Annotated in this window: 22 protein-coding genes; 12 read left to right on the top strand and 10 right to left on the bottom strand. The window is 59.2% G+C overall.

The window, feature by feature from the left end; genetic code table 11:
* Positions 1-22: 22 nt before the first annotated feature.
* Entirely contained in the window at positions 23-970 is a 948-nt protein-coding gene (locus CAF76_RS22100) for an ABC transporter substrate-binding protein (protein ID WP_085648395.1), read from the bottom strand.
* Positions 971-1,263: 293 nt separating this feature from the next.
* On the opposite strand from CAF76_RS22100, the gene CAF76_RS22095 reads away from it, so the two are divergent.
* From CAF76_RS22095 to CAF76_RS22080, 4 genes are all read left to right on the top strand, one after another.
* Entirely contained in the window at positions 1,264-2,250 is a 987-nt protein-coding gene (locus CAF76_RS22095; protein ID WP_085648394.1) for an aliphatic sulfonate ABC transporter substrate-binding protein, read from the top strand.
* A gap of 61 nt (positions 2,251-2,311) precedes the next feature.
* Complete coding sequence (locus CAF76_RS22090) at positions 2,312-3,151, top strand: ABC transporter permease (protein WP_085648393.1); 840 nt, start codon at positions 2,312-2,314, stop codon at positions 3,149-3,151.
* 53 nt (positions 3,152-3,204) lie between these two features.
* Positions 3,205-3,885, top strand: a complete 681-nt coding sequence (locus CAF76_RS22085) for an SOS response-associated peptidase (RefSeq protein ID WP_085648392.1) — start codon at positions 3,205-3,207, stop codon at positions 3,883-3,885.
* Positions 3,886-4,152: 267 nt separating this feature from the next.
* Positions 4,153-4,425 carry a hypothetical protein gene (locus CAF76_RS22080; protein WP_085648465.1) on the top strand — a complete coding sequence of 91 codons (273 nt, stop codon included), beginning with the start codon at positions 4,153-4,155 and terminating at the stop codon, positions 4,423-4,425.
* 43 nt (positions 4,426-4,468) lie between these two features.
* Here the strand turns inward: CAF76_RS22080 and CAF76_RS28660 are convergent, their stop codons facing one another.
* Genes CAF76_RS28660 through CAF76_RS22070 form a run of 3 tightly spaced genes read right to left on the bottom strand, consistent with a single transcriptional unit; the run spans position 4,469 to position 5,665 of the window.
* Positions 4,469-4,630 (bottom strand): hypothetical protein, encoded by a 162-nt coding sequence (locus CAF76_RS28660; RefSeq protein WP_158090459.1) that lies wholly within the window; start codon positions 4,628-4,630, stop codon positions 4,469-4,471.
* A 25-nt stretch (positions 4,631-4,655) separates the two neighbouring features.
* Complete coding sequence (locus tag CAF76_RS22075; protein WP_176472272.1) at positions 4,656-4,967, bottom strand: AzlD domain-containing protein; 312 nt, start codon at positions 4,965-4,967, stop codon at positions 4,656-4,658.
* Complete coding sequence (locus CAF76_RS22070; protein ID WP_085648391.1) at positions 4,967-5,665, bottom strand: AzlC family ABC transporter permease; 699 nt, start codon at positions 5,663-5,665, stop codon at positions 4,967-4,969. The genes CAF76_RS22075 and CAF76_RS22070 overlap by 1 nt, the downstream gene beginning before the upstream one ends.
* Positions 5,666-5,820: 155 nt before the next feature.
* On the opposite strand from CAF76_RS22070, the gene CAF76_RS22065 reads away from it, so the two are divergent.
* Positions 5,821-6,207: a DUF2784 domain-containing protein gene (locus tag CAF76_RS22065; RefSeq protein ID WP_085648390.1), complete on the top strand. Its 387-nt coding sequence runs from the start codon at positions 5,821-5,823 to the stop codon at positions 6,205-6,207.
* Here the strand turns inward: CAF76_RS22065 and CAF76_RS22060 are convergent.
* Positions 6,204-6,725 carry a DUF3087 domain-containing protein gene (locus CAF76_RS22060; protein WP_085648389.1) on the bottom strand — a complete coding sequence of 174 codons (522 nt, stop codon included), beginning with the start codon at positions 6,723-6,725 and terminating at the stop codon, positions 6,204-6,206. The genes CAF76_RS22065 and CAF76_RS22060 overlap by 4 nt on opposite strands.
* A gap of 210 nt (positions 6,726-6,935) precedes the next feature.
* On the opposite strand from CAF76_RS22060, the gene ppnN reads away from it, so the two are divergent.
* From ppnN to CAF76_RS22045, 3 genes are all read left to right on the top strand, one after another.
* Positions 6,936-8,309: a nucleotide 5'-monophosphate nucleosidase PpnN gene (ppnN, locus tag CAF76_RS22055; RefSeq protein ID WP_064597381.1), complete on the top strand. Its 1,374-nt coding sequence runs from the start codon at positions 6,936-6,938 to the stop codon at positions 8,307-8,309.
* A gap of 157 nt (positions 8,310-8,466) precedes the next feature.
* Complete coding sequence (locus CAF76_RS22050; protein ID WP_039766999.1) at positions 8,467-9,204, top strand: response regulator; 738 nt, start codon at positions 8,467-8,469, stop codon at positions 9,202-9,204.
* Between the two features lie 152 nt (positions 9,205-9,356).
* Positions 9,357-9,689 (top strand): hypothetical protein, encoded by a 333-nt coding sequence (locus CAF76_RS22045; RefSeq protein WP_085648388.1) that lies wholly within the window; start codon positions 9,357-9,359, stop codon positions 9,687-9,689.
* A gap of 38 nt (positions 9,690-9,727) precedes the next feature.
* Here CAF76_RS22045 and idi read toward each other — a convergent pair whose 3' ends face one another.
* Positions 9,728-11,266: an isopentenyl-diphosphate Delta-isomerase gene (idi, locus tag CAF76_RS28890; protein ID WP_256579646.1), complete on the bottom strand. Its 1,539-nt coding sequence runs from the start codon at positions 11,264-11,266 to the stop codon at positions 9,728-9,730.
* 296 nt (positions 11,267-11,562) lie between these two features.
* Here idi and CAF76_RS22030 point away from each other — a divergent pair, with 296 nt between their 5' ends.
* The 3 genes from CAF76_RS22030 to CAF76_RS22020 all read left to right on the top strand — a co-directional run bounded on the left by CAF76_RS22030 (position 11,563) and on the right by CAF76_RS22020 (position 13,710).
* On the top strand, positions 11,563-12,498 hold the full coding sequence (locus tag CAF76_RS22030; RefSeq protein WP_085648387.1) for a polyprenyl synthetase family protein: 936 nt from the start codon (positions 11,563-11,565) through the stop codon (positions 12,496-12,498).
* Positions 12,499-12,618: 120 nt separating this feature from the next.
* Positions 12,619-13,353 (top strand): ABC transporter substrate-binding protein, encoded by a 735-nt coding sequence (locus tag CAF76_RS22025; protein ID WP_085648386.1) that lies wholly within the window; start codon positions 12,619-12,621, stop codon positions 13,351-13,353.
* Between the two features lie 108 nt (positions 13,354-13,461).
* The gene (locus CAF76_RS22020; protein ID WP_039767006.1) at positions 13,462-13,710 is read left to right on the top strand and encodes a hypothetical protein; all 249 of its coding nucleotides are present in this window, start codon (positions 13,462-13,464) and stop codon (positions 13,708-13,710) included.
* 64 nt (positions 13,711-13,774) lie between these two features.
* Here the strand turns inward: CAF76_RS22020 and CAF76_RS22015 are convergent, their stop codons facing one another.
* From CAF76_RS22015 to CAF76_RS22000, 4 genes are all read right to left on the bottom strand, one after another.
* Positions 13,775-15,190, bottom strand: coding sequence for an FAD/NAD(P)-binding protein (locus CAF76_RS22015; protein ID WP_085648385.1), 1,416 nt, complete (start codon positions 15,188-15,190; stop codon positions 13,775-13,777).
* 59 nt (positions 15,191-15,249) lie between these two features.
* Positions 15,250-16,653 carry an LLM class flavin-dependent oxidoreductase gene (locus CAF76_RS22010; protein ID WP_085648384.1) on the bottom strand — a complete coding sequence of 468 codons (1,404 nt, stop codon included), beginning with the start codon at positions 16,651-16,653 and terminating at the stop codon, positions 15,250-15,252.
* Positions 16,654-17,006: 353 nt separating this feature from the next.
* Positions 17,007-17,330 carry a hypothetical protein gene (locus tag CAF76_RS22005; RefSeq protein ID WP_085648383.1) on the bottom strand — a complete coding sequence of 108 codons (324 nt, stop codon included), beginning with the start codon at positions 17,328-17,330 and terminating at the stop codon, positions 17,007-17,009.
* A gap of 151 nt (positions 17,331-17,481) precedes the next feature.
* The gene (locus CAF76_RS22000) at positions 17,482-18,045 is read right to left on the bottom strand and encodes a helix-turn-helix domain-containing protein (RefSeq protein WP_085610605.1); all 564 of its coding nucleotides are present in this window, start codon (positions 18,043-18,045) and stop codon (positions 17,482-17,484) included.
* 85 nt (positions 18,046-18,130) lie between these two features.
* Here CAF76_RS22000 and CAF76_RS21995 point away from each other — a divergent pair, with 85 nt between their 5' ends.
* A complete protein-coding gene (locus tag CAF76_RS21995; RefSeq protein ID WP_085648382.1) occupies positions 18,131-19,069 on the top strand; it encodes a DMT family transporter in 939 nt (312 codons plus the stop codon).
* The last annotated feature ends 64 nt before the right edge of the window (positions 19,070-19,133 follow it).

Raw genomic sequence — 19,133 nt, 5'->3', positions numbered from 1 at the left:
AGGGTTTGGTTCCGGCGCTCGCTCAGCGCGCCAGCGCCTGTTGAAACGAGCTGTCGATGATACCGGCCGTGGCCAGCGGAGCCGGCAGCGCCTTGACCTTGAACAGGAAGTCGGCCGTGCTTTGCAAATCGGCGGCGGCCTGCTGATCCACCGGGCCGACCGTCATGTGCGCCTGGCGCAACCAGTGCCGCGAAACCTGTTGATCGAGGTTGGCCTTCTTCGCCCACAGGTCGGCGTACTCGTCGGTGTGGCTGTCGACCCAGGCCCTGGCCTGCTTCAAACGTCCGAGGAAATCGGCGATCGCTTCGCGCTTGCTGTCGATAGACGGCGCAGACGCGGCGATGGCGCTCAAGCCCGGCATCAGGTTTTTCGCCGTGAGAATCGGCCGGGCGCCGGAGAACACGATCTGCTGGGAAATGTACGGCTCCCACACCGGGAACGCGTCGATGCTGCCTTGCGGTAGCGCGGCCGCCGCATCGATCGGCATCAGTTTGACGAAGTCGACGTAATTTTCCGGCAAACCGCCCTGCTCCAGTGCCCGCAAGGTCAGTTGCTGACTCCAGGCACCCGGCCAGTAAGCGACTTTTTTGCCCTTCAGGTCCTCGATAGTTTTCACCGGAGAATCCTTGGGCACCAACAGCGCGATAGTGTCCGGGTTCTGTCGTGACACACCAATCAGTTTCACCGGCGCCTGTTTGGCGGCCAGAAACAGAAACCCCGAATCCCCCAGGAAACCCAGATCCAGCGACCCGGTCTGCAACGCTTCGGCCAACGGCGCGGCAGCCTGGAAGTGTTTCCAGTCAACCGTGTAAGGCGCGTCCTTCAACACGCCGGACGCTTCTATCGAAGCGCGGATGTTGTAGTAATTCTGGTCGCCGACGTGCAGGACCAAGGGTTCGGCAGCGTAGGTCAATGGCGTGGCAAACAGTGCGCCGGTCAACACGGCGCGTAGGAAACGTGAGAGCTTCATGGCGAGTCCTGCAGAAGGGATTTTTATAGACCATAACGCTCTTACAAATCAGATTTGAAATTCGATTAGCGCATAAGCTCAGCACCTTCCCGCCGCACTGTTGGCCGAGCAACAGTGGCTCGTCAGAGTGTTTTCCCTGCAACACTTCAAACCTGCAAAACCAGCGTCAACCCCCGTAAATACGGGACAAAACGTACATGGCACAGAGCCTGCAATATTCCATTCATGCAGGAAGCATTCGATAAAAATATCTTTTTGGACATAAGAATCTGTTGCCTTGCCGGAGCGTGCCCATGAAACCCTTCTTTCCGTTTTCCCGCGTCAAAACGCTGCTCGCGGCCTGCGCAGTAGCCCTGAGTCTGCAACCTCTGGCCCACGCTGCCGAAGCGCCGCCCGCTGAAGTGCATCTGGATTACGCCTATTACTCGCCGGTCAGCCTGGCGCTGAAACATCTGGGCTACCTGGAAAAAGCCTTGCCTCAGAGCAAAGTCAGCTGGGTGCTGAGCCAGGGCAGCAACCGCTCGCTGGAATACCTTAAGAGCGGCGGCGTGGATTTCGCCTCGTCGGCCAGCCTCGCCGCCGTGCTCAGCCGTGCCAATGGCAGCCCGATCAAATCGGTCTACGTCTATAGCCGCGCCGAGTGGACCGCGCTGGTGGTGCGCAAGGACTCGCCGATCCAGTCCGTCGCCGACCTCAAGGGCAAAAAAATCGCCGCCACCAAAGGCACCGACCCGTACCTGTTCACCCTGCGCACCCTGCAACAGGCCGGGCTGAAAAAGGACGACGTGGAACTGGTACACCTGCAGCACCCGGACGGCCGCACCGCGCTGGAGAAAGGCGATGTCGACGCCTGGGCCGGCCTCGATCCGCACATGGCCGCCAGTCAGGTGCAGGCCGGTTCGCGCCTGCTGTACCGCAATCGCGACTTCAACAGCTACGGCGTGGTCAGCGTCACCGAGCAATACGCCAAGCAACACCCGCAAACCATCGACACCGTGATCAAGGCCTATGAGCAGGCCCGCGAGTGGTCGGTGAAGAACCCCGACGAATTGGCCAAATTGCTCGCCAGCGAATCCGGCCTGCCGCTGGACGTGGCCAAACTGCAATTGTCGCGCACCGACCTGAGCAGCCCGCAGCTGACCGCCAGGGACGTGCTGGCCTCGAAAGCCGCCGCGCCGATTCTGGTCTCCGAAGAACTGGTGCGCCGTGGGGTGAATGTCGATCAGGTCATCGATCAATTGATCGACACCGGTTTCCATCAAGTCGCCGCCGCCCAGTAACCGATCAGGCCCATGACAAGTCCGCGTCCGTCGCGGATTTGTCGTGAGCGGAGAACCGTCCATGAGCAACGACTTGCCCGCCCGCCTCGCCGTGCCGGCACCACGCCGAAAACTCCCACTGCTGAATCCGCTCTGGCGCCGGCGCCTTAAAGGCCTGGCCCTGCCACTGCTGATCGTGATCGCCCTCGAATTCATCGTACGCATCGGCTGGCTGCCGTCCTACCAGATGCCCGCGCCAAGCGAGATCGCCCTGACCCTCACCGATTTGGCCGAAGGCGCCTTGTGGAAGCACATCGGCGCCAGCCTGATTCGCGTACTGCTGGGGTTCGCCATCGGCGCGAGTCTGGCGCTGGTGTTTGCCGCGTGGGTCGGCCTGAGCCGTGAAGCCGAGGCTTATCTGGAACCGACGTTCGCCGCACTGCGGTCGATTCCCAGCCTGGCCTGGGTGCCGCTGTTGCTGCTATGGCTGGGGATCGACGAGACCTCGAAAATCGTTCTGATCGCCATCGGCGCGTTCTTCCCGGTGTACGTCAACGTGGTAGCGGCGATCCGCAACATCGACCGCAAACTGGTGGAAGTCGGGCACATCTACGGCTTCAGCCCGCTGCAACTGGTGCAACGGATTCTGTTGCCCGCCGCCCTGCCCGGCCTGTTCACGGGATTGCGCAGCGGCATGAGCCTGTCGTGGATGTTTCTGGTGGCGGCCGAACTGATCGCCGCGACCAAAGGTCTGGGTTACCTGCTCAGCGACGGTCGCGAAACTTCGCGGCCGGACATCGTGCTGGCCGCGATCATCGTCCTGGCGCTGCTGGGCAAACTCAGCGACGGTTTGCTTGCGGTGCTGGAACGTCGCTGGCTGGTCTGGCGCGACGCGTTCACCGGCCAGGGCAGCAAGGATTGAACCGTGCAACTAAGCTGAAACCTTCAGGCAGCTGTTCGCCGGAGGGTCGGCCGATGTGCGGAAGACTGTCGCAATACCGGGGTATCCACGATTTCGTCGCAGTGCTGAGTATTCCCGATCCGCTGATCAATCACGTCGGCGACGCCCCGCTGGCGCATTACAACGCCGCGCCCACCACGTCACTGGCGATCCTTCATCAGCACCAACAACGGCTATACGCCAACAATCTGCGCTGGGGCTGGCGCCCGCACTGGGCCAGGGATCGCGCCGCACCGATCAACGCGCGGCTGGAAAAAGTCGCCCACGGGCCGTTCTTTCGAGCGATCTGGCGTCATCGACTGATCGTGCCGGTCGACAACTGGTTCGAGTGGGTCGATGCACCCGACAAGAGCCGACAACCGTGGCTGATTCGTCGGGCCGATCATCAGCCGGTTTTCTGCGCCGCCATCGGCCAGTTTCCGATACCCGGCGAACCTTCACGGGAAGACGACGGCTTCGTCATCATTACCGCCAACAGCGAAGGCGGCTTGCTCGATGTGCATGACCGGCGCCCGATTGTGCTGCGCGCTGACCGGGTTCAGGAATGGCTCGATCCCGCCACGCCCACAGAGCGTGCCGAGCAGATGCTGTTGTTCGAAGCCGAACCCAGCGAAGCGTTCCAATGGCACAAAGTCGGCAAAGCGGTGGGCAACTCCCGCAATCAGGGCGCGGAATTGATTGATGCCGTACCGTAAATAAATGTCGACGCGGTGCGTTATCAAAAGCAGGAACTCACGAATCGAATCCTGCCTGTTACACGCGGTGTTTCAAACGCGAAACATTCAACCTAAACAGTCGTTTGATTGAACTAACCGCCTGTCTGACATTTCAACCGTCATACATACATTTACAAACACTACGGATAGCATGCGCGCCGCATTTCCTTTTGGCATACCAGTTGACCAAAGAGTCAGCAAAACCAGGAATCCCCCACAAACTTACAAGCCTTGCAGAGAATTAAGTTGCGCGACGATTTTGCAATCAAACAGGTCACAGGCCTGGAGTGTATTCATCTGTCCCCGACAGAACGCTTTCAACTCGACTGTTTTATCGGCCACTACATAAAGACTCGAAACCTGCGTGACGTACCCGATATCGACCGCATCCTGCGCGCCACCCTCGAAAGCTATCCCTGCCACCCGCCGGTGATGGTCAACGAGCTGAATGCCTGGATCGACAAGACCTTGGGTTATCGGGCCTCCCACCCAGATTTCACGCAGTTGGACGATCTTTGATGAACGAAAAGCCCCGCAATCGCGGGGCTTTTCGTTGTGGCGTTCAGGGTTTCAGCAGGGGTTCCCGATCACGTTCGGACAACTCGCGGCTGTCGTCATGCTTCCAGGTCTGCTCCTTGTGTTTCTCCCGCTCGATTTCTTCTTCGCTCGGTTCGTCATCTTCTTCAGGACGTTTCTGCTCGGTTGCCATGTTCACCTCGCTCATGAAATTGATCCATTAAGCGTAGAACTTAAAGCCACCAGCGCAATAGAAAGAAGAACGCCATGCTCAATAGCATGCTGAGCAACGTGTTGCGCGTGTAGATCACCAGTGCGATTGCCACTAACGAACTCAGCAGATAAGGGTTATCCCACTGCAGATTCAGTTGTTTGTCCGGCATGAACACAATCGGCCCGCAAATCGCGGTCAACATGCCCGGCACGGCAAAACCGAGAAATTGCCGCGCGTTGCTGCTCAACCGTACCGGCAAGCGTGGTTCGAGAAACACGTAACGATTGAGGAACACCAGAATCCCCATGCCGAAAATCACTGCCCAGACCATCATGTGCGCTCCCGATACAGCTTGTTGCAGATGAACCCGGCCGTCATGCCGGCCAGCCCCGACAGCACCAGCGCCGAACCCCATTGCCAATAACTGAACAACACCGAGCAAAACAGCGACACCGCCACGCAGACCACCGTCGGCACATTGCGCACCACCGGTGTGATCAGAGCGATGAAGGTGGCGGCAATCGAGAAGTCCAGCCCAAGGTGTTCAAGCCCCGGAATGCTGCTGCCGAGCACAATGCCGGCCAGGGTAAAAAGGTTCCAGGCGATGTAGAACGTCAGGCCGACGCCCAAGGCGTACCAGCGATTGAACTGCTGACGATCGTGCTGACTGGTCAGCGCGAACAGCTCGTCAGTGAGCAAAAAGCCCAGGCCAATACGCCAGCGCCCCGGCAACGGCGAAATCACCTGGCGCATGCTCATGCCGTAAAGCAAATGCTGCGAGGTCAGCAGCAGCGTGGTCAGCAGAATCGAGAAAATCCCGGCGCCGCCCTTGAGCATGCCGATCGCCACCAATTGCGCAGCGCCGGCAAACACGATGCTCGACAGGCCCTGCCCCTGCAGCGGTGTGAGATTGGCTTCGATCGCCATGGAGCCGGCCAGCAGCCCCCAAGGGGCGGTCGCCAGGGATAACGGCATGATCGCCGCGGCGCCGCGAAGGAAGGCACTGCGCGGCATTAATGAGTCAGACATAACACGCTTCAACCGTGAGACAAGGCCCCGGACTCTGCCAGCAAACGCCCTTTCATGGCTTGAACAATCTTGCGCAGTTGGCGCAAATCCTTCCTTCCGTCAGTCGTTTACGGGCGTAACATGGCAACCATTCACACACGCGTCAGGGAGACGACATGCTGTATCGAATAGCCGCCGACGGGCTGGTGCTGTTTCATTTGCTGTTCATTCTGTTCGTGCTGTTCGGCGGACTGCTGGTGCTCAAGTGGCCGCGGCTGATGTGGCTGCATTTGCCAGCAGCGGCCTGGGGCGTGGCGGTCGAGGTGTTGCACATGACCTGTCCGCTGACCTATTGGGAAAACCTGATGCGCCACGCCGCCGGGCAGACCGAATACGCCGGCGGATTCATCGAACATTACATCTGGCCGATCATCTACCCGGCGGGGCTGACCCCGCAGATTCAGTTGGTGCTGGGCAGCGTGGTGCTGGTGGTCAACCTGCTGGTCTACGGGCGCCTGATTCGCCGCTGGAAACTGCGGCGCGCCGCGCGCATTCCGTTTTAACGTGCTTTCAAGGTTTCCAGCCAGGCCGGATCGAAGCGCGTCTGATCGGTGTCCAGACCGAGCGCCTCCATCCGCGTCTTGTGTGTTTCGACTTCCCGGTGCAATTGCGCGTGATCGCTGGAGTTACCGTCCAGTTCATGCATCTGGGTTAGCCCCAGGTGATAGAAACGCAGCACCTTCATCGCCACCGGATCACCCTTCTCCACCGCCGCCGTCACCTGATGCATCACATTGGTGACGCTCATCAGGCTGCGCTTGAGCCGCCAGCCATACACTGCCGGAGCCATCCAGGTCTGGTTCCAGAAACGCCCGCGCAGCAACGCCGCCGTCAGCAGAAATGCGCCAAACACCCCGCCAACATTGAACCGCAGATTATCCCCGCCCGGCTCGCCGAACAGCGCCACCGCCGCCGTCGAAAACGCCATCGCCAGCACCAGAAACAGCAACGCGATGATCAGCGTGCTGCGCCGGGTCTGCTGGCGATAAGTGATGGCATCGATCGGTTGAATCTCGAACATCGCGACAGGCTTCCATGGCTTGAGTTAAAAAGAGGCTGCGCATTATCGCCTCTGAGGCGGATTTAGCTATGCTGGAGCGCCTTTTCATCTTTTCAAAGTCCAACGGGGACATGGCGATACCACGCAGATCGTGCCATCTTCATTCATGGATACACACTATTCGGATGCCATTGGCCATGCCGGCAATGACATCGTTTTAAGGATCACTGCATGACCCAACGACACGTAATCAATGCCTCGGTCAGCCCGAAAGGCAGCCTCGAAACCCTTTCCCAACGTGAAGTTCAGCAACTGAGCCAGGCCGGAACCGGCAGCACCTACACCCTCTTTCGCCAGTGCGCCCTGGCAATCCTCAATACTGGCGCCCATGTCGATAACGCAAAAACCATCCTTGAAGCCTACAAAGACTTCGAAATCCGCATCCACCAGCAGGATCGCGGCGTGCGCCTGGAACTGCTGAACGCACCGGCCGACGCCTTCGTCGACGGCGAAATGATCGCCAGCACCCGGGAAATGCTGTTCAGTGCCCTGCGCGACATCGTCTACACCGAGAACGAACTCGACGCTTTGAGCATCGACCTCAGCACCTCCCAGGGCATCAGCGACTACGTCTTCCACCTGCTGCGCAACGCGCGCACCCTGCGTCCGGGCGTCGAGCCGAAAATCGTCGTGTGCTGGGGCGGCCACTCGATCAACACCGAAGAATACAAATACACCAAAAAAGTCGGCCACGAACTGGGTCTGCGCAGCCTCGATATCTGCACCGGCTGCGGCCCGGGCGTGATGAAAGGCCCGATGAAAGGCGCGACCATCGCCCACGCCAAACAGCGAATTCACGGCGGCCGTTACCTCGGTCTGACCGAGCCGGGCATCATCGCCGCCGAAGCGCCGAACCCGATCGTCAACGAACTGGTGATCCTGCCGGACATCGAAAAACGCCTGGAAGCCTTCGTCCGCGTCGGCCACGGCATCATCATCTTCCCGGGCGGCGCCGGCACTGCCGAAGAGTTCCTGTACCTGCTGGGCATCCTGATGCACCCGGACAACGCCGGGCTGCCGTTCCCGGTGATTTTGACCGGGCCGAAACACGCCGCGCCGTACCTGGAACAACTGGACGCCTTCGTCACCGCCACCCTCGGCGAAGCGGCGAAACAGCACTACGAAATCATCATCGACGACCCGGCCGAAGTGGCGCGGCAGATGACCGCGGGCCTCAAAGCGGTGAAGCAGTTCCGCCGCGAGCGCAACGATGCGTTCCACTTCAACTGGCTGCTGAAAATCGACGAAGGCTTCCAGCGCCCGTTCGACCCGACCCACGAAAACATGGCCAACCTCAAGCTGCACCGCGATCAGCCGCCTCATGAACTGGCGGCCAACCTGCGCCGCGCGTTCTCCGGGATTGTCGCCGGCAACGTCAAGGACAAGGGCATTCGTCTGATCGAGGAACACGGGCCGTACCAGATCCGTGGTGACGCCGCGATCATGCAGCCGCTCGATCTGCTGCTCAAAGCCTTCGTCGCCCAGCACCGGATGAAACTGCCGGGCGGCGCGGCGTATGTGCCGTGCTACCGCGTGGTGTCCTGACACCGCCAATGCTTAACCCTGAAGACCCATTCTTCAGGCCATCCCATAACACTGTGGGAGCGGGTTTGCCCGCGAAGGGGCCATCGAATTCAGCATATTTGTTGACTGACGAACCGCTTTTGCGAGCAAGCCCGCTCCCACAAAAAGAGTGTGAACCATGGATCACATCAACCACATCCTGATCGTCGACGATGACCGCGAGATCCGCGAACTGGTCGGCAATTACCTGACAAAAAACGGCCTGCGCAGCACCGTGGTCGCCGATGGCCGGCAGATGCGCAGCTTTCTGGAAGCCAACACGGTCGACCTGATCGTGCTCGACATCATGCTCCCCGGCGATGACGGGTTGGTGCTGTGCCGCGAGTTGCGCGCCGGCAAGCACAAGGCGATCCCGATCCTGATGCTCACCGCGCGCGACGACCAGACAGACCGCATCCTCGGCCTGGAAATGGGCGCCGACGATTACCTGACCAAACCCTTCGCCGCCCGCGAACTGCTGGCGCGGATCAACGCCGTGCTGCGCCGCACGCGAATGCTGCCGCCCAATCTGCTGATCACCGAAACCGGGCGGCTGCTCGCGTTCGGTCGCTGGCGCCTGGACACCACCGCCCGACATCTGCTCGATGAAGACGACACCATGGTCGCCCTCAGCGGCGCCGAGTATCGTTTGCTGCGGGTGTTTCTCGATCATCCGCAACGGGTGCTCAGCCGCGACCAGTTGCTCAATCTGACTCAGGGTCGCGACGCCGACCTGTTCGACCGCTCCATCGATTTGCTGGTCAGCCGCCTGCGTCAGCGGCTGCTGGACGACTCCCGCGAGCCGACCTACATCAAGACCGTGCGCAACGAGGGTTATGTGTTCTCCTTCGCCGTGGAGATGCTCGCCGAATCCTGACGGATTTGTATCGTTCTGTATAAATTCGCCGCGCAGATACGTAACCGGTGTTTTTGGGCCGTAACACCACATATCAGCGATACACCCTCGCGTTTGAATGAACCCACCAGAAAGCACTGGTTCACTCATCATCAAACGCAAGGAGAAGCACCATGTTCAAGTCCTCGAAATCCCTGGTACTCGCACTCAGCCTGCTGGGCGGCCTGGCCATGGCCGACCTGGCGTCCGCCAGCTCCCAACCACTGGTTGCCGAGTACGGTTCGGAAAACCTGCAGAAGGATCGCGTTGCCGAAGGTGGCGCGGACCGTTTGCAGGAACTGCGTGAACGCGTGGCTGAAGGCGGTGCGGACCGTTTGCAGGAACTGCGTGAACGCGTCGCCGAGGGTGGTGCAGATCGCCTTCAGGAACTGCGCGAACGTTCGGCCCGCAGCGTACTGGTCGCCGAGAACCGCCCCGAGTTCGGTTCCAAGTATCAGCGCTACTGATCGTCTGTACCCGCCGTTGTCGATTCCTGCCGGGGGCGTCATGCCCCCGCAGCGAACACGATTTCCCGGTAACGGGGCACTGCCCGATGCCATGCAATATTTCCGTGCCATTGCACCTCGAGCGTCCGGGCGCTGTGCAAGACCTGCTCGTGCAAAACGGCGTCGCACCCAAGCCGATCCAGCTCGCGCGGCAAGCGCCGTTGCAGCTTGAAAAACTCTCCCGCCCAGACATCGATACGATGGCGGACCTCGCCAGCCGCTTCACTTGGGGAACATTGTCGATGATGGATGAGGTGCGTCAGCAGGTTGTACACGTCCTCCATGGGATTCTCCATGCTGGAGAAGGACTGCAAGTCATTGACGGCCTTCATCAGGTTCAAGCTCAGCCTGCGTAGCGCCTGCCAGATGTCGCTGTAATAAATACGAGATGGCAGGTGTACACGATCGACGAAGTAATTGAACTCCACACACACCTGAAACCCGCCAGCATTGCGCCAGACACTCTCAAAATCCTGCTCGGCCGGCTGCGAACCTTCAAGACGATGCATCGCAGCACGCAGACAGGGATAGAGAAAACTTTCATATTGCTCAAGCACTCGTTGTCGCCACTGTGGCGGCATTTGCACTGCAGCCTGTTGAACGATGTCCGCCAGACCGCCTGCCAGCCCATTGAAAAACGAGAGCCCACCACGGCTTGCCAGCTCATGCACCTCGCGGATCGCCTGTTCCAGCAACTCGGGAGCATGGGTTAAATCTTCATCGGCCAGGTCATCCTGACAACTGAACCACCCGGTAAGGTGAGCAAGTACGAAAAGATCCTCACTATCTGCATTAGGCCACATATAACCGGCATACAACCCTGACTGGTAGATATCGTGCTGGTACTGCGCATGCGGCTCATCCTCCAGCCCCAGTCGAATCAGCCATTGGCGAGTGTGCCGTTCCGCTTCCTGGGCATGGGGGCTGAGCGCAAATGAAAGCCGTTGCAGCCGAGGCGGAAGCGAGAAGTCTTTTCGATGCTGTTTGATAAACGCGTCACGGTCGCGAAGCTGCTTGTACCACCCGCGTACGGTCGAGATGTCGTGCTGCCTGAAAATTAACTGCAGCCAGACGGTGAACTGTGCCGCATCTCGCCTGATTTCACCAAAAACCGCATGCAGACTTGACCATCTCCAATCCATCGCTTCATCGGAATTCACCTTGGGATCCACTCGACTGAGCCCGACAAAGACGTGGTCATACTCGTTCTCGATCAAACCGTTCGAAACCGGTGTCCGATAAACGAAGGCCTCGACCTCGATCAGCGCTGGGCAGTCCAGTCCCATTTCTTCGAACAATCGTCGTCTGGCTGCCGCAAGGATCGGTTCGCCGGCTCGAGGATGACCACAACACGTATTAGTCCATAATCCTTGAGAGTGATATTTGCCCAGCGCCCGTTTTTGCAGGAGCAGTCGGCCTTTCAAATCGAAAATGAAGATGGAGAAGGCGCGATGCAAAAGTCCGTCGCGGTGAACCTGCATTTTTTCGGCAGTTCCGGTTTCCCGATCGTATTCATCTACAAGAATCAGCTCTTCCATTCTCGTCACCGTCGCCCTTCAAGACTGGACGATACGTCGGACCAGGCTTCACTTTGCATGTGGGGTTAAAACTTCATTCTAAAACTAGACAAATTTGAGCAAGTGACAAGTTCGGCACTCAACCTCTCTTCAGACCACATCTGGATATATCTGAAAATTCTACAGTCGATAACCAATCAGTTTTTACTTGAGCATGAATCGCCACAAAAAATACGCTACGTTTCAACTGTCACTCCCGTATAACCCGCCCTTGCCAGAAGTACGCTGTTGGCAACCCGCCCAAAGAGTCTTCTGCAATGTTGCAATCAACCAGCTCAACCTACGCGCAAGCCAGAGAACTCTGGACGTTGGCCTTTAACTATCAAGAACAGCACGCCGGCATGAAAGTCAGGACAGCACTGACGCTCGCGCTTGCGGACATTTACCAATTGGCGCCGATGCATGCGCAAACGCTTTGCCAGATTGTCGAGCTCTTCAACACGGCGTCTCTGGTACACGATGACATCATTGACGAAGACCCTACACGTCGTGGTGCCCCGTCCGTCTGGGTGAAATTCGGTATCGCCAGCGCACTGGTATCCGGTATGTATGGCTACATTGAAGGCCTGCAAAAGTTGAACGCTTTGGGGGATCCGAATCTTATTCACGCAGCCCTGGGAAGTCTCGAGGCGTTGCACATCGGTCAGCACCTCGACACGCAGTTGAGTGCAGGCGACAGCCTACCGACGCTGGATCAATATCGTTTTATTGCACAAGCCAATACCGGATGCTTTTTCATGTTTATCCTGGACTCATGCCAAAGCCTCAATCCGATGCCGGTAGCAGTTTATTTGGCATTGCAGGACTTGATGCTGGAACTTGCCGTCTATTACCGCTACATCAATGACTACTGCGATATAAATCACACGCCCCACTTCAAAAAAAAAGGCTTTGCCCCTGATTTGGAAGGAGGTCCGAAAACGTTTCTCATGATCCTGGCCAACAGTCCATTAATCAAAAGTAAAAGAACGGACTTGGAGAAGCGCAGAATCATTTCTGACTGGGGTGATGCCGGAGTTTTCACCCGAGCGATGAACATCATGGAAGACAGTTTCAAGACCATTGAGCTTCATTTTGAGCAAGCCCGGTGCCTAGCTGGGGAACGAAACTTCGGTTCTCTACACACGTTCCTGCGGAACGTGCACTTTGAGCAAGAACCACAGGATAACTACTATCAGTCATTAATCAGGTAGCCTCGGCCCCTTGCTACTACCGATAAGCCTTGTTCTCTGACACAAAAGCCCCGCTGTTTCCCCACGACAGCCGTCATGGCTCGTACTAAGCTGCGCGATTGATTTGTTCAGGGACGATTCATGAAACGATTTGCAGCCTGTCTGCTGTCCATGCTGGCCCTGACGGCCACCGCGGCGGATCTGCAACTGCTCACCGACAACCACCCGCCCCTGCATTTCATGCAAGGCAATCAGCTCGCGGGATTCGGTGTGGACGTGGTGCAGGCCCTGGCGACCCAGACCGGCGATCGTATCCATCTGCAACAAGTCCCGCTGTTGCGCGCCTTGCGCATGGCCAGCGACACCCCCGACACCGGCGTATTCACCGTGCTGCGTACCGATGAGCGCGACGATCGCTATCAATGGGTCGGGCCGCTGATCGAAGTCGAAACCGCGCTATACGCCCGCGACAATCTCCAGCCTCCCGTGCACAGCCTGCGTGAAGCCGATCACCTGGGCCGGATAACCGTGCCGCGCAAATGGCTGGTCTACAGCTACCTGCAAGGGCAAGACCTGAACAATCTCTACGGCGTGGAAACCCCGGAGCAGATGATGCGACTGTTCAGCCTGGGGCGTACCGATTTCGTGGTCTCCGATACCTGGTCCAAAGCCGCCCTCGCCCGCGAACAAGGCATGGAGCCGGGACGCTTGCAGTACCAGATCCCGTTGATGAAACAGAACACCTACATTGCCTTTTCGCCGCAGACCGATCCGAAACAGGTCGCACGCTGGCAGCAGGCGCTGGATACATTGCGGGCCGACGGCCGTCTGGAGAAGCTGCGCCAGCGCTGGCTGAGCAATACCCTACCGCGCTGATCGCGCATCAACACCTTCGATAACAACTATGCGCAAGGGTGTTTTCACATCAAAACCCTCCAGCACTACAGTGGGCCCCATCTTCTCCCCACTCTCTGGAGCAACATCATGAAAGACATCATCGCACTCGGCTTCATTGTTTCCCTGATCGGCGCCACTTCCGCCATCGCTGCCCCACACGCCAGCACTCCAGTTGTCGCGGCTGCGACCGTTGGCCAGTCCGGCACCCTGAACGTCGACACCGTCAGCAACGACGCCGAACACCAAGGCCTCAAACTCCAACAGAACGCCGAACAGACCAAACTGTACGTCGCGGAAAACCGCCCGGAATTCGGTTCCAAATATCAGCGCTACTGAGTGATCGGTTTGAGCTGCCAGAAACAGGAAACCCCGCCAAAGCGGGGTTTCTTGCATTCGGGCGTCAGCGCACCAGTCGCGCGGCCAGCGCCTTGGCCTGCAACGCCACGTCGGTGACAGCGGTGCTTTCCCACCACATGCCACGCAGCGGCGGGCCCAAGGCGAACAAGCGGTTCGAGACCCGACCCTCTTCATCCAGCACCGCACCGTCCACCGCCGCCGCGATGCCCAGCGCCAACGGCCCCGGGCGAACCAGACCGCGCGCCAACAATTGTTGTGGCAAAGGTCGCGCGACCCGGCGCCAGTCGTATTCGATGCCGCTTGAGTTGATCAACGCCGCGCCCTGCACCACGCGGGTTTCAGCCTCACCGCGAGGGCGAATGCGGATACCCACGCCGTCGCCCGATACCGGCTCAAGCCCCTTGTAAGACGCCGCCTGAATGCGCAATCGCCCTTCCCGATGCAGTCGCTCGACCAATTCCGCGCTCAGCGGCGGTGAACGATGGTGATGACTTTCCCACCACGGTCGCACATGGCGCACGAACTGCCGGCGCTGCGCATCGCTGGCCTGGCTCCACAAACGACCGATGTGCGCCCGCACGGTGTCGAGCGGCGCCTGCCAGTCGATGCCTTGGGCGATGGCGTCGCGGCAATGCCGGCGCAATTCGCGCAGTAACTGGCGCGGCGTGCGGATGCTGTGATCCTCGGCGAGGAAGTCCACCCACGCGGGCGGTTGCCGACGAACATGAGGCAGCAGCCCGTGCCGGGAAAACACCTCGATCGGCCCGCGATGCCCGGCCTGCTCCAGCGACACCACGGCATCGACCATGGTCAGGCCGGAGCCGATGATCAGCACCGTGGATTGTGGATCGAGCTGGCGCATGGCCGCGACATCCCACGGATCGAGCGCCGCCGCGTTGAGGCCGCTGGATTCTTTTTGCGGGGTGCGAGCAGCCGGGAACATCCCGGTCGCCAGCACTGCAAAAGCGCCCTGCAATGGCTGGCCGTCACTCAAAGTGAGCAGCACGGAATCGCCGGAAGCCTGAACATCGACCACTTCGGCGCGCACATGCTCGACCGTCGAACCGTGTTGCGCGCCCACCTGCTGCGCCTCCGCCAGACGCTGCTGCACATACACGCCGAACAAACCCCGAGGTGGAAACAGTTCGCTGACCGGTACATGTTGCTGATCCGACTCCGGCCAGCCACCGCCAGCGATGTGATCGGTCAGCCATTGAGTCAGGTCATCGGCATTGTCCGGATCGACGCTCATCCGCGCCGCATTGCCGTTGAGCGTGTGGCCCAGCTCCACCGCGCTGTACGCTTCGCCCCGGCCCAGTTCGGCCCGGGGCTCGATCACCAGAATCTTTCTGCGCCCCGGCAAACGCAGCAATTGCACCGCCAGCATCGTGCCGCTGAGGCCGCCGCCGACAATCAGAATGTCGGCGTGACGGGTGGCGGTTGTATCGATTTGAGTCATGCCGTTCTCGCAGCTGAGGATATGCTCGGGCCAGTGTCATTCAGACGCCGCGAAGACGTCTAGACAGACGCGACCTTTTTCTCCTGCCGATTCAGCTCGCCGAGGTTTCGATAGCCGCTGCCCGGATGGATCTCCGGCAGTCTCGGCCCTTCGCCAAACAGCTTCTCGCGCAAGGTCCCCGGCGCGTACTCGGTCTTGTAGACACCGCGTTTCTGCAACTCCGGCACCAGCAACTCCACGGCGTCAATGAAGGTTTCGTGGGTCAGCGCGTAGGCCAGGTTGAAGCCGTCGACGTCGGTTTCGTCGACCCATTCCTGCAACAGGTCCGCCACCGTTTCCGGGCTGCCGACGAACAGCGGGCCGAAGCCGCCGATGCCGACCCAGTCGGCCAGTTCATTGGGGGTCCAGACCTTGTTCGGATCGGCCGTGGAAAATGCTTCGACCGCCGACTGAATCGCGTTGGTGTGTACGTGTTTGAGCGGTTCGTCCGGTTTGAAGCGGCTGAAGTCGATGCCGGTCCAGCCGGAAATCAGCGCCATCGCGCCTTCGTAGCTGACCCAGGATTTGTATTCTTCGAACTTGGCTTTGGCCTTGGCGTCGGTCTCGCCCAAGATCACCGTTTGCAGATTGAAGATCAGGATCTTCGACGGATCGCGCCCGGCCTCGGCGGCGCGGCGGCGGATGTCGGCCACCGTTTTCTTCAGCAGCACTTTCGACGGTGCCGCGACAAATACACACTCGGCATGCTCGGCGGCAAACTGCTTGCCACGACTGGACGCGCCGGCCTGGTAGAGAACCGGCGTGCGCTGCGGCGACGGTTCGCAAAGGTGAATGCCCGGCACCTGGAAGTGTTTCCCGTGGTGGCGGATCTCGTGGATCTTGCTCGGGTCACTGAAAATCCGCCGCTCGCGATCCCGCAGGATCGCGCCCTCTTCCCAGCTGCCTTCCCACAGTTTGTAGCAGACCTCCAGGTATTCCTCGGCGAAGTCGTAGCGCGCGTCGTGTTCGGTCTGGGCTTGCTGGCCGATGTTCTTCGCGCCGCTCTCCAGATAAGAGGTGACGATGTTCCAGCCGGCACGGCCCTTGGTCAGGTGATCGAGGGTCGACAGGCGTCGGGCGAATGGATACGGATGTTCGAAGGACAGCGAAGCAGTCAGGCCGAAACCGAGGTGTTCGGTGACCAGCGCCATCGGCGGAATCAGTTGCAACGGATCGTTGACCGGCACCTGCGCCGCCTGCCGGATCGCCGCTTCGCCATTGCCGTTGTAGACGTCGTAGATGCCCAGCACGTCGGCGATGAACAAGCCGTCGAACTTGCCACGCTCAAGGACTTTCGACAGATCGGTCCAGTACTCCAGATCCTTGTACTGCCAGGAGCGATCCCGAGGGTGAGCCCACAGGCCCGGCGACTGATGGCCGACGCAGTTCATGTCGAAGGCGTTGAGGCGGATTTCGCGGGGCATCAGATGGCACTCCGAAAAATTGGAGTAGCAATGCTGCTAATTCGAAAACTGCCACAAGAAACATCACTTCTGTGACGATTGAAATTGTACCTGCCCTGCACTCCATGAATAACAGGAGAGGAAGGTAAGCATTGGACAAAGATGGGCATGAAGCGACTCCAGCGAAGAATGTTTTCACAGGCGTCAATACAGAAGTCATGCCAGCTTCATTAGTTGTTTTAAATCAAACGGTTAAGATAAAAATTTGATCCCGTACCTAGAAACCACTCAACAGAATGTGGTTTTACTGTTGATCAGCAAACACATGAGAATGCAGGCCACCAAAGATGCGGGACCTGCCATGGAGTTAACAATCAGTGGGTGATGTCGTATTGGACGGGTTTAGATTTTTGGTCGTTAGCCCCCCCCGCCCAGTGAATATAGTCGAACGTCCTTCCAGCACCAAGATTGTCAAGTAGCGCCGTTCGTGGAATCAGCAACTCATAATAACCACCAATATCAGGGCCCGGCGACTGAGCCGGGACTACCACCTTAGCGTTGATTCTCAATTCGACAAGATCGTCGGGATCGGTAACAGGAGGAACTGGAATTAAGGCCGTCGCCCCCTGTGCGGGCACGTTCTTCAGGCTGAGTACCGTTCCAATTGCTTCTTTCATTTCGAGCGCTTCCGGTTCCATTTCTTTATTCCTTCTTAACGAGGGTGAACTCTGCCCAAAGAGGAGAGCTGAGCAACGACGTTGCCTGGAACCATTGAATGGCGACGAGATATGTACGTCTACTGTCAGAAATAACAGGTAAAAGGCTATATCCGACCGACGGTGACTGGCGTCAGATCACCACATTGCGCACGAAGCGCGCGGCCACTTCCCCGTCATTGCGGTAGGTGTGCGGCTGATTGCTGGCGAACATGAAAAACTCGCCGGCCGCGATTTGCTGGGGTTGGTCGCCGAGCATCAGCGTCAGGCAGCCTTCGAACACAAAGATCTGTTCGCTCCAGCCCTCGGCGTCCGGTTGCGACGGATAGACCTCACCCGGTTGCAGGCACCATTCCCACTGCTCCACCGCGCGGGTGGCATTGGCCTTGGATAGCAAAACGGCTTTGCTGCCGGGGATGCTGCCGGCCCAGGCGAGTTCGTTGATGCGGCCCGGATCGCGATTGTCCGGGGCCTGGATCAGATCGCTGAAGGCCACTTCGAGGGCTTCGGCGACGCGGTCGAGGGTGGTCAGACTGACATTCTTCTCACCCGCCTCGATGGCCACCAGCATTCGGCGGCTGACCCCGGACTTTTCGGCGAGGGCCGTCTGGCTCATGTCGGCGGCGTGGCGCAGGCGCCGGACGTTCTGGCTGACGTGTTGCAGGACTGAAGCCCGCTGAACGGAATCTCTGTGCACTATATTGCTCACTGGCTGGGGTTGGGCAGTATACTGCGCACCATTTGGCGCATTGTGCGTCTCCTTCTTAAAAGTGCGCAAGGTCATGACGTCAGCCAACTCCCCTCAAACTCCCCTGCGGTTTTCCCGGTTCAGCAAAGCCGAGTGCGTGCTGGTGTTGATCACCATGCTTTGGGGCGGCACCTTCCTGCTGGTGCAGCACGCCATGACCGTCAGCGGCCCGATGTTTTTCGTCGGCCTGCGCTTTGCCGCCGCCGCAGGCATTGTTGCGCTGTTCTCCTGGAAACACCTGCGGGAACTGACCCTGTTCGAATTCAAGGCTGGCGCCTTTATCGGCGTGGCGATCCTGCTCGGTTATGGCTTGCAGACCGTTGGGTTGCAGAGTATCCCAAGCAGCCAGTCGGCGTTCATCACGGCGTTGTACGTGCCGTTCGTGCCGCTGTTGCAATGGCTGGTGCTGGGCCGGCGCCCGGGTTTGATGCCGAGCATCGGCATCATGCTGGCGTTTACCGGACTGATGCTGCTTTCCGGGCCATCCGGGGCTTCGCTGAATTTCAGCCCCGGTGAAATCGCCACGCTGATCAGCGCCATCGCGATTGCGGCCGAAATCATCCTCATCAGTAACTACGCCGGGCAGGTGGATGTGCGCCGAGTGACGGTGGTGCAACTGGCGGTAACCTCGGCCCTGTCTTTCTTGATGGTGGTGCCGACCGGCGAGGCGATTCCGGATTTCTCGTGGCTGTTGCTGAGCACCGCCCTGGGCCTGGGCGCGATGAGCGCGGCGATTCAGGTGGCGATGAACTGGGCGCAGAAAAGTGTTTCGCCGACCCGCGCGACCTTGATCTACGCCGGTGAGCCGGTGTGGGCCGGAATCGTCGGGCGCATCGCGGGGGAGCGTCTGCCAGCGATTGCATTGGTGGGTGCGGGGCTGATCGTGGCGGCCGTGATCGTCAGTGAATTGAAGACCAAAGGCAAAGAGACACAAACGGTCACGGAAGAATTGGAGCACGAGACCGAAGGCTAAACGGGGGTTTTACGGCTACTTTGTAGGATTCAGAGACATCCTCGCGTTTGGCGATCCGGGAGCT

It is taken from the genome of Pseudomonas sp. B40(2017) (assembly GCF_002112855.1).
In the GTDB taxonomy this organism is placed as follows: Bacteria; Pseudomonadota; Gammaproteobacteria; order Pseudomonadales; family Pseudomonadaceae; genus Aquipseudomonas; species Aquipseudomonas pharyngis.
This window is presented reverse-complemented; position numbering and strand designations above follow the sequence as displayed.

What these genes read in the sequence shown, in the direction of transcription:
- CAF76_RS22100 (WP_085648395.1), bottom strand. Translation starts at nt 970, where the DNA reads ATGAAGCTCTCACGTTTCCTACGCGCCGTGTTGACCGGCGCACTGTTT.
- CAF76_RS22070 (WP_085648391.1), bottom strand. Translation starts at nt 5,665, where the DNA reads ATGTCTGACTCATTAATGCCGCGCAGTGCCTTCCTTCGCGGCGCCGCG.
- ppnN (WP_064597381.1), top strand. Translation starts at nt 6,936, where the DNA reads ATGACCCAACGACACGTAATCAATGCCTCGGTCAGCCCGAAAGGCAGC.
- CAF76_RS22075 (WP_176472272.1), bottom strand. Translation starts at nt 4,967, where the DNA reads ATGGTCTGGGCAGTGATTTTCGGCATGGGGATTCTGGTGTTCCTCAAT.
- CAF76_RS22065 (WP_085648390.1), top strand. Translation starts at nt 5,821, where the DNA reads ATGCTGTATCGAATAGCCGCCGACGGGCTGGTGCTGTTTCATTTGCTG.
- CAF76_RS22085 (WP_085648392.1), top strand. Translation starts at nt 3,205, where the DNA reads ATGTGCGGAAGACTGTCGCAATACCGGGGTATCCACGATTTCGTCGCA.
- CAF76_RS22060 (WP_085648389.1), bottom strand. Translation starts at nt 6,725, where the DNA reads ATGTTCGAGATTCAACCGATCGATGCCATCACTTATCGCCAGCAGACC.
- idi (WP_256579646.1), bottom strand. Translation starts at nt 11,266, where the DNA reads ATGGAAGAGCTGATTCTTGTAGATGAATACGATCGGGAAACCGGAACT.
- CAF76_RS22025 (WP_085648386.1), top strand. Translation starts at nt 12,619, where the DNA reads ATGAAACGATTTGCAGCCTGTCTGCTGTCCATGCTGGCCCTGACGGCC.
- CAF76_RS22045 (WP_085648388.1), top strand. Translation starts at nt 9,357, where the DNA reads ATGTTCAAGTCCTCGAAATCCCTGGTACTCGCACTCAGCCTGCTGGGC.
- CAF76_RS22015 (WP_085648385.1), bottom strand. Translation starts at nt 15,190, where the DNA reads ATGACTCAAATCGATACAACCGCCACCCGTCACGCCGACATTCTGATT.
- CAF76_RS22020 (WP_039767006.1), top strand. Translation starts at nt 13,462, where the DNA reads ATGAAAGACATCATCGCACTCGGCTTCATTGTTTCCCTGATCGGCGCC.
- CAF76_RS22005 (WP_085648383.1), bottom strand. Translation starts at nt 17,330, where the DNA reads ATGGAACCGGAAGCGCTCGAAATGAAAGAAGCAATTGGAACGGTACTC.
- CAF76_RS22095 (WP_085648394.1), top strand. Translation starts at nt 1,264, where the DNA reads ATGAAACCCTTCTTTCCGTTTTCCCGCGTCAAAACGCTGCTCGCGGCC.
- CAF76_RS21995 (WP_085648382.1), top strand. Translation starts at nt 18,131, where the DNA reads ATGACGTCAGCCAACTCCCCTCAAACTCCCCTGCGGTTTTCCCGGTTC.
- CAF76_RS22050 (WP_039766999.1), top strand. Translation starts at nt 8,467, where the DNA reads ATGGATCACATCAACCACATCCTGATCGTCGACGATGACCGCGAGATC.
- CAF76_RS22010 (WP_085648384.1), bottom strand. Translation starts at nt 16,653, where the DNA reads ATGCCCCGCGAAATCCGCCTCAACGCCTTCGACATGAACTGCGTCGGC.
- CAF76_RS22030 (WP_085648387.1), top strand. Translation starts at nt 11,563, where the DNA reads ATGTTGCAATCAACCAGCTCAACCTACGCGCAAGCCAGAGAACTCTGG.
- CAF76_RS28660 (WP_158090459.1), bottom strand. Translation starts at nt 4,630, where the DNA reads ATGAGCGAGGTGAACATGGCAACCGAGCAGAAACGTCCTGAAGAAGAT.
- CAF76_RS22090 (WP_085648393.1), top strand. Translation starts at nt 2,312, where the DNA reads ATGAGCAACGACTTGCCCGCCCGCCTCGCCGTGCCGGCACCACGCCGA.